The sequence below is a fragment of the Streptomyces rimosus subsp. rimosus genome (assembly GCF_000720725.1).
GTDB classification, from domain to species: domain Bacteria; phylum Actinomycetota; class Actinomycetes; order Streptomycetales; family Streptomycetaceae; genus Streptomyces; species Streptomyces rimosus_A.
Genome location: NZ_JOCQ01000157.1, coordinates 1 through 14,760 on the forward strand (window position 1 = coordinate 1; position 14,760 = coordinate 14,760).

At 69.7% G+C, this 14,760-nt stretch carries 12 protein-coding genes and 2 pseudogenes; 7 read left to right on the top strand and 7 right to left on the bottom strand.

The features are described from left to right. Positions 1-526, top strand: a 526-nt coding sequence (locus IH45_RS0140375) for a sensor histidine kinase (RefSeq protein WP_030681262.1), incomplete at its 5' end; no start/stop codon positions are given. A gap of 380 nt (positions 527-906) precedes the next feature. Here IH45_RS0140375 and IH45_RS1000000147440 read toward each other — a convergent pair. Beyond that, positions 907-1,035, bottom strand: a pseudogene (locus IH45_RS1000000147440) (alpha/beta hydrolase fold domain-containing protein); the annotation flags it as partial. Positions 1,036-1,333: 298 nt separating this feature from the next. Here IH45_RS1000000147440 and IH45_RS0140385 point away from each other — a divergent pair. Together IH45_RS0140385 and IH45_RS0140390 are read left to right on the top strand one after the other, a co-directional pair. Then, positions 1,334-2,131: a MerR family transcriptional regulator gene (locus IH45_RS0140385; RefSeq protein ID WP_030681265.1), complete on the top strand. Its 798-nt coding sequence runs from the start codon at positions 1,334-1,336 to the stop codon at positions 2,129-2,131. Further along, complete coding sequence (locus IH45_RS0140390) at positions 2,128-3,012, top strand: hypothetical protein (RefSeq protein ID WP_063763104.1); 885 nt, start codon at positions 2,128-2,130, stop codon at positions 3,010-3,012. Before IH45_RS0140385 ends, IH45_RS0140390 begins: the two co-directional genes overlap by 4 nt. Positions 3,013-3,075: 63 nt before the next feature. Here IH45_RS0140390 and IH45_RS0140395 read toward each other — a convergent pair whose 3' ends face one another. Together IH45_RS0140395 and IH45_RS0140400 are read right to left on the bottom strand one after the other, a co-directional pair. Next, entirely contained in the window at positions 3,076-3,585 is a 510-nt protein-coding gene (locus tag IH45_RS0140395) for a DUF2716 domain-containing protein (RefSeq protein WP_030681270.1), read from the bottom strand. 194 nt (positions 3,586-3,779) lie between these two features. Then, positions 3,780-4,766, bottom strand: coding sequence for a LysR family transcriptional regulator (locus tag IH45_RS0140400; protein ID WP_030681273.1), 987 nt, complete (start codon positions 4,764-4,766; stop codon positions 3,780-3,782). Between the two features lie 131 nt (positions 4,767-4,897). On the opposite strand from IH45_RS0140400, the gene IH45_RS0140405 reads away from it, so the two are divergent. Further along, positions 4,898-5,737, top strand: a complete 840-nt coding sequence (locus IH45_RS0140405; RefSeq protein WP_030681276.1) for a PhzF family phenazine biosynthesis protein — start codon at positions 4,898-4,900, stop codon at positions 5,735-5,737. A gap of 331 nt (positions 5,738-6,068) precedes the next feature. Here the strand turns inward: IH45_RS0140405 and IH45_RS0140410 are convergent, their stop codons facing one another. Then, complete coding sequence (locus IH45_RS0140410) at positions 6,069-8,357, bottom strand: glycosyl hydrolase family 18 protein (RefSeq protein WP_030681279.1); 2,289 nt, start codon at positions 8,355-8,357, stop codon at positions 6,069-6,071. A 231-nt stretch (positions 8,358-8,588) separates the two neighbouring features. Continuing rightward, positions 8,589-8,981 (bottom strand): 2'-5' RNA ligase family protein, encoded by a 393-nt coding sequence (locus IH45_RS0140415; RefSeq protein WP_267885176.1) that lies wholly within the window; start codon positions 8,979-8,981, stop codon positions 8,589-8,591. Positions 8,982-9,413: 432 nt separating this feature from the next. Here IH45_RS0140415 and IH45_RS0140425 point away from each other — a divergent pair, with 432 nt between their 5' ends. From IH45_RS0140425 to IH45_RS01000000144665, 3 genes and pseudogenes are all read left to right on the top strand, one after another. Beyond that, a complete protein-coding gene (locus IH45_RS0140425) occupies positions 9,414-10,418 on the top strand; it encodes a DUF6192 family protein (RefSeq protein WP_030681285.1) in 1,005 nt (334 codons plus the stop codon). A 3-nt stretch (positions 10,419-10,421) separates the two neighbouring features. After that, complete coding sequence (locus IH45_RS1000000150445) at positions 10,422-10,829, top strand: hypothetical protein (protein WP_030681288.1); 408 nt, start codon at positions 10,422-10,424, stop codon at positions 10,827-10,829. A gap of 73 nt (positions 10,830-10,902) precedes the next feature. Next, positions 10,903-11,743, top strand: a pseudogene (locus IH45_RS01000000144665) (IS5 family transposase). A gap of 71 nt (positions 11,744-11,814) precedes the next feature. On the opposite strand, the gene IH45_RS1000000149640 reads toward IH45_RS01000000144665, so the two are convergent. Together IH45_RS1000000149640 and IH45_RS1000000147450 are read right to left on the bottom strand one after the other, a co-directional pair. Continuing rightward, entirely contained in the window at positions 11,815-12,270 is a 456-nt protein-coding gene (locus IH45_RS1000000149640) for a hypothetical protein (protein WP_030681291.1), read from the bottom strand. Positions 12,271-12,370: 100 nt separating this feature from the next. Next, a partial coding sequence (locus IH45_RS1000000147450; protein WP_234440869.1) for a DUF6192 family protein occupies positions 12,371-14,760 on the bottom strand: 2,390 nt, incomplete at its 5' end.

A 14,760-nucleotide genomic window follows, 5' to 3' on the forward strand; every position in this document is an offset into this window, starting at 1 on the left:
CGAGGGCCTGCTGCTGCTCGCCCGCAGCGAGAACAAGATCGTGGACAAGAAGCCGGTCGATCTGGCCGAGGTCGCCTCCCAGGCCCTGGAGCAGGCCCGTGCCGAGGCCCAGGCCAAGGGCGTGGAGATCCGCGGCGTGCGCCAGCAGGCGTTCGTCCAGGGCAATGGGGTGCTGCTGGAGCGCATCGCCCTGAACCTCGTACAGAACGCGGTGCGCTACAACATCAAGGACGAGGGATGGGTGGAGGTGACGACGGAGCCGCAGCAGGGCTGCGCGGTGCTGGTCGTCACCAATACCGGCCCGGCGGTCCCGGCGTACGAGGTGGAGAACCTCTTCGAGCCCTTCCGCCGCCTGCGCACCGAGCGCACCGGCAGCGACAAGGGCGTCGGCCTGGGCCTGACCATCGTGCGATCGGCGGTACGGGCTCACGACGGCACCACCACCGCCCAGCCGCGCGAGGGCGGCGGCCTGGTCGTACGGGTCGTTCTGCCGCGCGATGAGGGCGTGCACAGGCGAGCAGATTAGGACGGGACCGGCATCGACGCGCGCACCGGCACTTCGCCGGACGGCACAACCGCTGGCTGAAGTCGGCTGCAACCAGGGCGGTATCGGTTCACGGGGGCCTGTACGCCGATGTGGCGGCCCGCACTTCGGCCGACGGCCGTCGTGGCCGAGGTGCGGGTGTTGCCCAGGTGGCTGTAATGAATAGGATTCGCCGGCGCCCGGTACGCCCGGCGACCCTGCCAACAGCACGGCCGCGCAAGCGGCAACGTCGCGAGCATCGACGTACGCCACCCGACCCGAACCGTATGGGCCCGCTACGGCGTTGCCATGCGCTCATGCCGCGCTCTTCCTGATCGGTCTGCTCCGCGTCCTCACGCAGCCAGAGCATGCCGCACAACCGCTGCCCGCAGCGCCAGCGCGGCCGCGAGTCCGCCATCGGCGCTGTGTCCGCCGACCGCGATCCGGCCCGGGTCGACGCCGAGTTCGGCCGAGTGCTCGGCCGCCCAGGTCAGTACGGCGTAGGCGTCGTCCCGATCCCGCACCGACCGGCGCGATCCGCGTCCCGCCCCACGGCCGGCCGACATCCGCCCCGCCCGCCCCGTCCACCCCGCTGAACGGAATGCTCCTGGACCGGCTCGCGCTGGCCGTCGCGGCTGCCGTTGAGCTATACGGCCCGGCCCGCACCACCGAGGCCGCCCCCGCCGCACGCCCTGTCTGCCTCGCCGTACGAGGCCATGTACGCCGTACGAGCCCACTCCGTACCCACTCCGTCCCCTCCCGACCCGAGTCGCTTGACCTTGTCGCAGCGACAACGTTTCTACTGCTGTCATGCGAATCGGAGAGCTCGCCGGGACTGCCGGCATCACCACCCGCGCCGTGCGGCACTACCACCGCATCGGGCTGCTGCCCGAGCCGCCGCGGCAGCCCAACGGATACCGTGAGTACTCGCTCCGCGACGCCGCGGAGCTGGCCCGCATCCGGCGGCTCACCGAGCTCGGTCTCAGCCTGGACGAGGTGAAGGACGCGCTGGCGGACGACGCGGGCAAGGACCTGGTCGAGATCCTCACCGAGCTGGACGCCGACCTGGCCCGCCAGGAGGAGGCCATCCGGCAGCGCCGCGCCCGTCTGCGCCAGCTGTTCCAGCAGGCCGCCCGGTCCGGGCGGCTGCCCGCGGAGGCTCCCGTCTCACCCGAGCTCGCGGCCGTCTTCGACGACATGGCCCGCGCCTCGGCGGCGCTGCCCGGACCGGAACCGGCGATGGCCGCCAAGGAGCGGCAGCTCCTCGCCCTGCTGGAAACCGGCTCGCCGGGTGGCGACCGCGGCTGGCTGGACGCCATGGTGCACAGCCTCACCGCCGACCCGGAGGCCATGCGGCGCGCCTACGCCGTCTACGCCCAGCTCGACGAGCTGGCCGAGGCCGCCGAGGACGATCCCCGGGTGGAAGAAACCGCCCGGGCCATCGCGGACAGTGTCCCGGACGAGGCGGCACAGGCGATGACCATCCGGGACCCCGGCGATGCCGGCGAGCACGGCGGCTTCGCGGACGCCTTCTTCGCGGACTTCGCCCCCGCCCAGGCCGCGGCCGTGCACCGCGCCATCGAGCTGCTGCGGGAGCGTGCCAGGTGACAACGCTGAGAAAGGCCGTACGCCGGGGCTTCGCCGCGCTCCTGCCCCTTGAACTGGTGCTGGTCCTGTGCGTGGCCGGCGGGGTCCGGATACCCTCGGCCGCCCGGCTGGCGGTGGAGTCGGCCGTGCTCGCGCTCATGGCCACGGCGACCGTACTGCTAGCCCTCGACCACCGCCGGCACCGCCGGGACGGTCTCGACCGCCGTTCCGCCTTCGCCGCCGCGATCGCCGACACCGTCCCGGCAGCCGTACGCAAGCTGACGGCCCACGAGCTCTTCCTCTCCACCAGCTTCCTGCGGTGGGTGACCCGCCGCGGCCCGCACGGCGTACGCGACGGCGACCTGCCCGTCCCGTACGCACCGGGCCAGGCGGCGGTCACGTACGGCTTCCTCTTCGTCTGCGTGGTCGAGACCGTGGGCCTCGCCTACCTGATCCCCTGGCCGGCGATCCACGCCGTCACACTCGTCCTCGACATCTGGGGCTGCTACTTCGTGATCGCCCTGCACGCCTCCTGCGTGGTGCGCCCGCACGTGATCGCGCCCGACGGCTCACTGCGCCTGCGCTACGGTGCCCTGCTGGACATCCGCATCCCGGCCGACCGCATAGCCTCCGTACGCCTGGACCGGCAGTTCCCGAGCGGCAAGCTGGCCGCCGTGAACGAGAACGGCGTCGCCGACATGGCCGTAGCCGGCCAGACGACGGTCACCGTCGAACTCACCGAGCCGATCCGCTACGTACGGGCCCTGGGCAAGCCCGCCGAGGCCCGCACCTTCCGCTTCTACGCCGATGACCCCGCACCTGCCGTGGCAGCGCTGAGGGCGGGCCGCTCGGCGAACGGGGCCTCCGACGCGACATCAGCCGACCGCATCCGTAGCCGGTGAACGATCGGAACGGAATTCGGACCAACGGCCCGACGGCGAACGCCTTTCAGCGCCCGCTCGGCATCATGCCGCCCGGCCGGACCGGCGTATGGGCGGCCCCAGTATCCCGTCCACTTCAGCAGCTACAGCATCGACGAATTCCCGCCCGAACAGGCACAGGGTGTATTCCCAGGGATGCCCGAAGCTGCCGAGTCGGAAGTCGTTGGACAGGTAGATGTAGTAGTCCCCATCGGGAATCGGGCTGAGCGGCCACCTCATCCGGTCAGGGCCACCGACGCGGTGCGGAAGGAAGCCGTAGCAGGTGTGCTGCCAGTCGAGCGCGAACAGCCTGTCCTGCGGAGCAACGGACGCGGTCAGCCCTGCCTGGACGGCCTCGCCCAGGCGGTCGAGCCGTACGTAGTCAGGGTCGTCGTCCAGAGCGGCCAGGCTCCAGGTGACCGAGCCGGCGGGCTCCTTGATGCCCGGCCACTGGAACGAGTTCATACTCGGACGGAACTCGAACTCCGAGTAGAAGCGCCTCCATACATCGTCGCTCTCGGCCCTCGACAACTCTGCCACCGGTTCTTCCGTCATCCGCAGAGACTATCGAGGAGCTGCGGGTGACCGCCCGTCGGCCCCGATTCCGAATCACCGGACTCACCGACGCCATACGCGAAGAACCGGCTCTCAGGCCTGCGAAGTTCGCCCCGAGTCGCCTGCTGTTCGCGGTTCCCGGATGAGCCGTACGGCAAGGACGGCAGCCGCGGAGAAACCCAGAGCGCCGATGATCACCGTGGTGTGCATCCGTCCACCCACCCCCCAGCGGCCAGCCACCTCAGCCGTGCCATGACCGTCTGTGTTGCCGGGCTGGTCCAGCGGCTGCGGTGTCGCAGCATGAGGACGGGGATGTCGGGGAAATCCCGCACTGTGCGGAGCCGGCCGGACGCCAGGTCGGCTGCCACGCTGACCACCGGCAGCAGCGCGAGACCGAGGCCTGCCTCCACGCAGGCGCGTACGGCCTCGATACTGCCGAACCGCGTGATGCGCGGGGGCTCACCGGGTGTGGCGAGTAGCTGTCGGGCGAAGTCGTCGCTGTAGGAGCAACCCTCTTCGAGCAGGAAGAAGGCCTGTACATTCAGCCCGCCCGGCTCATCTAGCCCGCCCAACTCATCCGGCCCGCCCAGCTCACCCGGCTCACCCGGCCCGCCCGGCTCACCCGAGTGGCGCGGCGACGATGGGGAAACGGCCAACGGATGGCTGGGCGCCGCAACGAGCGCCAAGGGCTCATGTCCGATGATCTCCGTCTCCACATGCGGTAGGTCGGCGCGCGATTCGAGGAGCAGCGAGACATCGATACGCCCCGATTTCAGTTGCTCCGCCGCTTCCGACGCGACCCCCACGGCGCGCATGTGTATTTTGACGGTGGGCAGGCTCCGGCTCAGCGCGGCCACCGCGAGCGGCAGGCGGTAGGCGCACAAGGACTCGCTGGCACCGATGGTGACGGTGCCTTCGATCGGGGCCGCGGTGTGCGCCTCGTGGTGGAGGCGGTCTTCGGCGTCCAGTACGTGTTGTGCCCGCTCAAGGAGGCGGGCTCCCGTGTCGGTCAGGACGGCGCCGGAGGGCTGGCGGTCGAAGAGCCGGACCCGCAGGTCCTTTTCCAGGGCGCGGATCTGCACGGTGACGGTCGACTGGGCCAGGTGGAGTTCCGTGGCGGCGGCGGTGAAGCTTCCGGTGCGGGCCAGCGTCGTGAAGGTCCGCAGCAGGCGTGTGTCCAAGGAAAATCCTCCCCGTTTCTCCCGTCCGGCCTCCGTCCATCCCCGTACAGGAGGCACCCATAGAAGATATCGATGGCAGCTCTCACGAGCAATCATTGGACGTGATAGTGGGTGGTTGGCATGCTGAAGCCATGGAGATTCTGCGCTACAGCGCCTTTACCGACCGATCCGACGGAGGCAATCCCGCGGGGGTGGTCCTCGACGCCCAGGGACTTGACGACACGGAGATGCTCCGTATCGCCGAAGAGGTGGGCTTCTCCGAGACGGCCTTCGTCACCGCCGCGGAGACTCCTGACCACACCCACCGCGTCCGCTACTTCAGCCCCCGCGCGGAGGTCGACTTCTGCGGTCACGCCACCGTCGCCACCGCCGTCGCCCTCGCCGAACGCGGCACCCCCGGCGCGCTGGCCTTCGGGACCAACGCCGGACGGGTCGACGTCCTGACGGAAGCGGACGGACACGGCCTTCGCGCAACGCTCACCAGCGTCCCCGCATCCTCGGAGCCGGTCGCACCACAACACCTCGCGTCCGCACTCCAGGCGCTGGGCTGGTCCAAGGACGACCTGGACTCCGCCTTCCCCGCCCATGTGGCTTTCGGCGGCAACCACCACCTGATGCTGGCCGCCGCTTCCCGGGAGCGCCTGGCCGGCCTCGACTACGACTTCGAGGCACTGGAAGCCCTGTCACGTGACCAGAGCTGGACCACCGTTCACCTTTTCCACCGCCAGACCGACACCCTCTTCCACGCACGCGACCCCTTCCCCCTCGGCGGAGTCGTCGAGGACCCGGCGACCGGTGCGGCGGCCGCGGCTTTCGGCGGCTATCTGCGCACCATCGGGTGGGGATCCGTCGGCACCCCGATCACCGTGCTGCAGGGTTACGACATGGGCCGACCGAGCCGGCTCACCGTCGCCACCGACGCGACCGACCCGCGCGTGCGCGTGAGCGGCCAAGCCGTCGTGCTCACCTGACGAGACATGACGGGATGCGACGAGATGTGACGAGATGTTCGGACGGCTCGGGAGCCAGGCTCGTCAGGCGAGTTGTGGGCCCCGCCGGTGCGTTGGCGGGGCCCACAGGACGCGCGATCATCATCGGCCGGTCCCGGCCGTACGCGTGGAGCGTTCCGCGCGGCGTTCCGGGAACCGTACCGGGAACCGTTCCGAAGAGCCCTCCGACAAGTGCTCCGAGAAGCTCCGAGAAGCTCCGAGAAGCTCCGAGAAGCGCTCCGACAAGCTTCGAGAAGTGCTTCGACAAGCTCCGAGAAGCGCTCCGACGAGCGTTTCGAGCTCCGCTGTCCGGCTACGGAAGTCCGCTGTCGATCGCCTTCATCAAGGTGCCCGTCGGCGTGTCACCGGACATCTCCCAGACCATGGCGCCCAGAAGCCCCTTGGATTTGACCCAATCCGCCTTCTTCCCGATCGACCAGGTGTCGTCGAACGACCACCATTGACCGCCCGCCCCGGTGTACCCGTACGTCGAGACGGACTGTTCGTCGTGGTAGACGGTCATGTTGGGCACGTTGGCCAGCAGGTTCTGGTAGCCCCGGATACCCGCCTCCTCCTGGAACTGGCCCGGGGCCGCGCCGTCCGCCGACTGCCATTCGCCGTGCACCCCGCCGTCCGCGACGGTCTTCCAGCCGCGCCCGTAGAACGGGAAGCCGATGGTCAGCTTGCGCGGGCTGACCTTCGCGTCCAGGTACGTCCTGACGGCGTGCTCGACGCTGAAGTCGAAGTCGTACGGGTCCTGGGCGTCGCGGTAGAGGTTGGCCTGATGGCCGGTGCGCTTGGGCTCCCAGGAGTTGTCGCTGCCCGAGCCGTGGAAGTCGTAGCCCTGGACGTTGGCGTAGTCCAGCGATTCGAAGATCGTGGACAGGTCCCAGCCCTGCTGGATCTTGACGGGGTCGGCGGGGGTGAAGGCGGTCAGCAGCTTGTGCTCGCCGCCCAGCGCGTCGAGCTGCCGGCGGAACTCCTTGATCAGCAGCGCGAGATTGGCCTTGTCGTTCGGGCTGTAGTGGTTGCCCGGATGGCCCTCGGCGCCCGGCCACTCCCAGTCCAGGTCGATCCCGTCGAAGACGCCCGCGCCCGTGCCGGGACCGCCCGCGCCGTTGTAGGCGGGCAGATTGCCCTTGATCCACACATCGACGCAGGAGGCGACGAATTTCTTGCGGGAGGCGTCGGTGGCCGCCGCGTCGGAGAAGAACTTCGAGTACGTCCAACCGCCGAGCGACATCACCACCTTCAGGTGCGGATGCTTGGCCTTGAGCTTCTTGAGCTGGTTGAAGTTGCCGCGCAGCTTGCCCCAGCCGTCGTCGGCCACCCCGTCCACCGACTGCGCTGCGGGGAAGGCACGTCCGTAGTCGGCGTCCGCGTCGCCCGCGCCGGTGCCCTCGTCCGGGTCCTGCGGATTGCCCGAGGTGCCTTTCGTCACCCCGGCCAGGCAGGTGAGATTGACGGGGTCGATGTTGGCGAAGGCGTAGTTGATGACATCAAGTTTCGCGGCGGCGCCCGACGTGTCCAGGTTCTTGACGAAGTACTGGCGGCCGTAGATGCCCCACTGCGCGAAGTAGCCCACCTTCAGGTACTTGCCGGGCCCGGCCACGTCGTCCGTCGTGACGGTCAGGGCGTTGGACGCGGGCGAGGCGTTCTCGGCGGCGTCGCGCGCCTTCACGGAGAAGGTGTATGCGGTGGCGGGCGTCAGACCGCCGACCGTGGCACTGGTGGTGCTGCCGGGGACCGTGGTGGCCAGCTCGGCGCCCCGGTAGACGTCGTACGCGACCACGCCGACGTTGTCGGTGGCCTTGTCCCAGGCCAGGGAGACGCTGGAGGAGGTGGTCGCGGTGCTGCGCAGACCACCGGGCGCGGACGGCGGTACGGGATCGCTCGCCGGATCCACGGTGTTCGCGGTCACCGGCGCACTCGGCGGCCCGGCGTTGCCGCGCCGGTCCTTGGCCCGCACGGTGAACGTGTAGCGGGTGGCCGGGGTCAGACCGGTGACGGTCGCGCCGGTACCGGTGGAGGTGGCGACCGTACGGCCCTCGCTGAGCACTTCGTACGAGGTGACCGGGTAGTCGCCCGGAGAGGCGGCCGGCCAGCTCAGCGAGACGCTGCGTGCGGTGGTGGCGGTGACCTCGGGTGTACCGGGCGCGGACGGCGGTACGTCCGGGGAGCCGTCGCACTTGTCCCCGTTGACGGTGCAGGTGGCGGGCGTACCGACGGGCCCGTTGGCGATGAACCAGTAGCTGAACGGATCGGTGCTGCCGCCGGCCGGAACGGTCGCGTTGTAGTGCGCGTTCTTGACCGTTACGTGGCGGCCGTTGACGGTGGCGTCGCCGTTGTAGTGCCCGCTGATGGTGACACCGGCCGGCAGGTCGAACTCCAGGGTCCAGCCGGTGACGGCGGCGGAACCGCCGTTGCGGACGACGTAAGTGCCCTTCCACCAGGAGCCGTTCTCCTGGGCGGTGAAGGCCGCGGTGAGCGTTCCCGCCGCCCGGGCGGGGACTGCCGGGCCGGTCAGCACGGCGGCCACGGCCAGGATCAACGTGGTGAGCAGGGCCGCGGCTCTGCTACGGAATCTGCGCCGGTCTTTCATGAGCACCCCTGTGAGTGTGAGTGGTACAGGGTGTGAGAACCGAAGTGCGCATCCCCGGCCGCGCGCCAGGGTGGCGGATGTGGCGCCGGGTGCCGTATGGCAGTCGCAGGTTAAAAGGTCTGGACCAACGCGTCAACGGGGGGCGAGGGCGGCAATTGAAAGGTGTGGCGGTACGGAGGTGCGGAGGTACGAAGACGCGGATGCTCGGAGGTGCGGAAGGGGGCAGTGGCGTCAGGGCGCATCGACGGAGTGTGCAGCAGCGTCGCCGCCCAGCCGGTACGCGGCCCGATCCTGCCAGCGCGCTCCGTCCCAGACGATCAGGTGGACCGACTCGACGCGACAGCTCACCGGCAGTCGGGGCTCCAACTCGGTCTGCAGCGCGTCGTAGGCGGCGTCCTGAGTGGCCGGACCCTCGTTGTTCGCGACCGTCAGATGCGGGGCGAGTCCGGCGCCGAATATCCCCCGGTAGGGCACGGCCTCCGGCCATCGCAGCGTGAGGTCCTTGGTCAGCGCGGTCACAGGGTCATGCGGCCACGGGTCGAGGTGGAGGACGCCGGGGTAGCGCCGAAAGGCGTCAGTGAGTGTTTTTGAAGGCTGGTCTGGTGGCTGACCTGGTTGGACGATCGGGGTGTGGCGTCAGGACCTGGGGCTCGCCGGTACTGCCGGGTGTGTGGTGATCCGTTGCCGTCGTCGCGGGCACCGGATGCGGTGTTCTGTTCGGGGCGGTGCAGGTCGCGGCGGTGGCGGGAGCTTGAGCAGACCCGTCGGCGGGTGGCGGCGATCCAGCGGGGCGAGCGGGCCGAGTGTCCGGTGTGCGGGCGGTGCTGGACGGTGGGGGGAGCATCAGCGCTCGGCGGTGTACTGCTCGCGCAGGTGCCGGGTGCGGGCCTGGCGGGCGCGTGAGGCGTCACGGAAGGGCGTTTCGGAGACGCCGTAACGGAACAAGCGTCTGCCCCACGCCGCGTGGGCGGCGTCACCTGGCGGTGGCCTGGGCGGTAAACCTCCTTATCGACCACGGTGGGTGGTCGTGGCTGCCCGGAGTGAGGCGGTGACCTCGTGTCGGAGCGGATTGGGAACGTCACGCTGGAACGTTTCGAGCTCCTCGTCTCCGAGTCCCGCCGGAACGTCGCGCAGGTCGCCCGCGCGCAGTTCGCGGTGGGCGACGCGGCCCTGGAGATCGAGCCGATGCGGCCGGTGGGCGGTTCCGCCCCCGCGGCGACCGACGAACTGTTCACCGCCGCGGGCTCGCTGGGCCGGTTCGCCAAGGACATCGGGGTGGCCGCCTCCACGGTCGAGGACCGGCGGTGGATCGCCTCGCGCTGGCCCAGGGGCCGGCGCCGGGAGGAGGCCGTCTCCTTCGGCATCCACCGCATCCTGGCCTCGATCCGCGAGGAGGCCGAGCGGTGGACGGTGATCGACGACCCTCCGTACCACCCGCGCTCCGCCACGCGCCGGTGGACGCAGGATGCGGCCCGGCGCCGGGTGGGCCAGCGCGTCGAGCGGCCGGCGACGGTGGCGGAGAGGGTCCAGGCGGTCGCCGAGCTGACGCGGGACGAGGAGGTCGCCGCCCGGACGGCCGAGGATCTGCTGCGGCGGCCGGAGACCATCACCAAGGTCAGCCCGACGCACCGGGCCCGCGCGGTCCACGAGCTGACCCGCGACGAGGAAGTGGCCACCCAGGTGGCGGGCGAGCTGCTCAAGCGTCCGGCCGTGGCCCGCAAGACGATGCGCGACACCACCACCCGGATGCTGGTCAACCGCGCCCAGTTCGACAACTGCGAACAGACCCGCCAGACGATCCGCCGGCGCACGCCCGCGGCCCGCGCCATCGAGCACACCGCGGAATACCTGGACCTGGTCGGATCGTGTCACGCGTTCGTTGCCGCACTGGGGCGGCTGGTGCCCCGGATGCGCGACCAGGAGTTCACCACGGACGAACGCGAGACGGTCCGGCGGGCGATCGGCAGGGTCCGCGGGGCGGCCGACTGGCTGGAGGCCGCCGTCGAAGCCGGCGAGTTCTCCCTGGACGAGCAGCTGACCCAGTTGCTGCAAGGCGAGTAACCGGTGCCCCGCCAGGCCCGTCCGGTCGCCGAACACTACGGCGACCTGGTGCGGGCGGCGCTGATCGAGGCCCGGCCGTCCGGCCTGCAGATGCGGCAGCTGGTGGCCGCCACCCGGCTCAGACCCTCGCAGGTCCAGCGGGGCCTTGGGCATCTTCGGGATGTCGGCGCGGCCGAGCACCTGACCCCCATCATCTGGCGAAGGGCGGACGGCTACCTGTTCAGCGACGATCCGGCGGACTGGATCGACTACGAGAAGCGGATGTTCCGCCAGCTCCTGAACCGGCTGGTCCGGGTGATCACCGGCACACTCGACCCGCACCTGGCCCGCTTCCCCGACGACGAGTGGGCCCAGCTCGCCGTCGCCCAGCTCACCGGGGTCCGCGCGACCCTGGACCAGCTCCCCAAGTAGCCCCCCGGCCCCGGGCTGCAGCCCCTGTGGCCCGGGCCCGTCCCGACCTTGCGGGGCCGTCATGCACCCAAGCGTGCGCCGCCGGCGCTATCCGTCGGACACCATCATCGCCGAGTGGGCTCCGCTGGAGCCTCTTTTGCCCATGCCCGCATGTCAGACCAAGACCGGCGGCCGCCCGGAGAAGTGGCCCCGGCGCCAGATCGTCGACGCGATCCGCTACCTCGTGGACAACGGGACGAAGTGGCGGGCGCTGCCCGCGGACTTCCCGCCCTGGGGAACGATCTACGGGTTTTTCCGCAGGTGGCACCGCGACGGGACACTGGCCTTCATCCGAGACCAGCTACGGCGTCGGATCCGCACCGCGCTGGGCCGCTGCCCGTATCCGGTCACGCTGATCGTGGACTCGCAGTCGGTCAAGGCCGCCGTCTCCCGTGCCACCCGCGGCCTCGACGCAGGCAAGTCCATCAACGGCCGCAAGAGACACCTGGCGGTGGACACCAAGGGCCTGCCCATGATGGTCATGGTCACGCCCGCCGACATGAGTGACCGGGACGCCGCCCGCGAAGTCCTGTGGCGGCTTCGTCTGACCCACCCGCAGATCACTCAGGTCTGGGCCGACTCCGGATACGCCGGCCGGCTCGTCGGCTGGGCCGACGACTTCCTCGACCTCACCCTGAAAACCGTCTCCCGCCCCAAAGGCGCCAAGGGCTTCGTGATTCTCCCGTTGCGCTGGAGAGTCGAGCGCACGTTCGGGTGGGTAATGAAAGGCCCGGCGCAACGTCAGAGACTACGAGCGGCTTCCGCAGGTCAGCGAGGCCCACCTGACCTGGGCCCTGGTCACCTTGATGAGCCGGCGCCTGACCAGCAAAGGCCCCCGCACCCACTGGACGAAGAAGCCCCAGCCCACCGCCTGACCTGCGGCGGGCCGCCACTGAACTCGAGCCGTCCGGCATACGGGAGGAGCGCGGATGCATGACGACCTCCTTCACACCGGCATCATCGGCGCCGAGCGGCGCACCTGGATGCAGCTCGCGTCCAAGATGGGTTTGCTGGAGTCGGTACCGGCGACACTGGTAAGACTGAGCCCCTGCGTGATCACGCCCATCCGGTCGTCGCTCCCCCCATCCTTGGAGATGCCGGGCACGAGGTTGGCGCCGCTGAGGATCCGAGAACCGTCGCAGCCTCGCAGGTGTGCGTCGCCGCCCGTTAGGCGTACGGACTGGCCGCTGCCCTCGATGGGGTGGGTTTCGGCCTCGTCGAGGATCTTCCAGCCGTTGGCCGAGCGAGGGCCGCGCCAGGTGGTCGCCGGCTGGTCCGTGCGGAGCGCCTGGTCCGCGCGGAGTGGGGCGGCGGCGGCCGTGGCGGGGGTGAGGGCCGGGAGACCCAGGGCGGCGGCCCCGGCCAAGGTGCCGAGCACGCGGCGTCTGCTCAGATCGTTCATAAGGTGCCCTTCTTCTTGGTTCGGCGTGGGACGACGGCCAGGCCCACGGCGTAGGCCAGACAGACGAGCGCCAGTACGGGGAGCGCGACGAGGACCGGGTTCACCCAGGCCGGCACCAGGTCGTAGCCCGCGTGACACTTGTCGTGCAGCGGGAACCAGCGCGTGTACTCCTCGAAGTTCGCTGTGCGGTATGCCCGGTCGTAGGTCTCGCCCGCTCGGTGGCATGCCTCCTCCGGGTCCAGCGACGCCCCGGCGAGGGAGCCGACGAGGTAGGTGATGCCGGCGCCCAGCAGCAGGAGCAACGCGCTCCAGGTGAACCAGGCGGGGCTGCGCCGCCACGTGCCGGAGAGCAGCGGACGGCTCCAGAACCACAGTCCGGCCAGGAGGGGCAGGAGAATCGGGATGAGAATGACGGCCATGGGACAACCTTGCAGGAACTCGCCGTTCTACCGGGCCGCCGCCCGCTGCGCGGCCTGCTTGCGGTGGGTGGCCAGGTTCTTCTTGTACTGGGCGGCCAGGCTGTTCTCCAGGCCGATGAGGGCGAGCTGGCGGTCGGTGAAACCCTGGCAGAACAGGCGAGTTTCTCCGTGTTGCCCGGCAGGAGGACGAAGTCCGCCGGCAGGGCGGCGCCCGCGCCTGTGATGAGCGCGAGCCGGGCCGCGTTGACGGTGAAGTCGGAGGGGCCGGCGAGGAGGTCCCAGCAGCAGGCGCGCGCGTTGGTGGCGTTCTGCCAGCGCTTGTCGAAGTGGCTGCGGAAGCGGGTGAGGCCGCCGCCGTTGTTGTAGTGCGCCTTCATCCAGTCGACGATGTTCCCGCCGCCTGCGACGTGCTTGGCCAGCAGGTAACCGTCGACGTCCTCAAGCATGTCCGTGTAGCCGAAGCTGGAGACGGTGCCGGGGATGGCCAGCTTGGCCTGGCAGAAAGCGAGCGGCGAGGCGTACTCGTCCACCGCGTTCCGCCAGTCCGCCCAGAAGGTCATGATGTCCCCGCCCCACCCGGCGATGTCGCCGCCGGTGGACTCCTTTTTGTCGGACGGGTCGGAGTTCTCCATAAAGCCGTTGGCCGTGGCCATCAGGTGCGTCGCGTCGAGCTGGTACCCCGTGATGGGGTCGGTGAAGGAATCCTGGACCGACATGTCGCGGGAATTGCAGTACTTGACGAAATCCTCGTCGTAGCTGTCCGCCAGCCACCACCACTTCAGACCGCGGTACTTCTCGTGACGGATGTACTCCATCACCAATCGGCTGGCGTTGGTGCCGACGCCGTTCGACGACTTGTACGCGGTGGCGTGGTCGTACAGCCGCTGGACGTAGGCGATGTAACCGTCGGCGGGCCCGCCCGTGTTGTTCACCGAACCGACGCCCGGCTCGGTCTCCCGGCGCCAGACGTCCCGGTCCAGATCGAAAGCGTCCGAACCGTTGGTGACCTTGAATTCCTTGATCTGGTTGATCGCCCAGTTGGCGGGCAACGGATAGCCGAGGTTTCCGGAGAAACCCCAGGACATTCCGGAGACGAAGGAGAAGCGCGCGCCGGTCTTGGCGGTGACGTTGATACACACGTTGCGTGAGCCGTAGACGCCGTGGAAGTACTTCTTTCCCCTGCTGGCGAGGCCGGCCACAACGCCGTTGAAGTAGGGGACGATGCCCTCGGGGTAGCTCTCCATCTCCCCCTGCTGAGCGTCGTAGTCGACCGCGAAGTAGATCGTGGTGCCCCGGTTGAAGCCGTATTTGGTGGCCAGGTCGTGCGCGTTGAGGGCGTGCTGGCAGCCCTGGGGGTAGGTGAAGTCGGCGAGCCGGCGGGCGTTGTCCTGGTAGATCGGGAAAACCCGCAGCTTGGCGTCGAAGATTTTCTGCAGCTTGCCGGGCTTGATCTCCTTGTCAAGGGTCGAGCCCGGCGGGTCGTAGAGGTAGCGGCCGACCAGGCGGTAACCGTTGTCGTACAGCCAGCGACCGCGTGCGGGGGTGATCTCGAACCTCGTGTCCGAACCGCTCGCCGCCCGGTCCGCGTTGCCCATGGACACCAGCAACTGCGACCAGGTGTCGTACTCGCCCACGCCGTAGGAGGCGTCGCCCTTCCCGTAGAGCTGGGAGAACTCCTGGAAGATTTCGACGAACTCCCGGGTCTTCGAGTCGAAGGTGCTCTTGAAGGACGTCCGTCCAGCGGCGGGCCCGGGACCGCTCGTGGAACGGGGGGGGGCGTCGATCGCCGCCCACCGCTCCTTCTCCTCGCTGAGCGAGGCCAGGATGCGGTGGACACCGAAGGGCACCGTCTCCTCCCGGCGCCGGGACTTGGGCCAGCGCGAGGCGATCCACCGCCAGTCCTCGACGGTCGAGCGGGCGACCCCGATGTCCTCGGCGAACCGGCCCAGCGAGCCCGCGACCGTGAACAGCTCATCGGTGCTCCGTAAGTTGTTAGGCGGCCCGGGAGGGCCGGATGTGGCTGATCGGTGCTTGCCTTCTGTGGCTCCCAAGGAGTGGCCGTCCGGCTCTC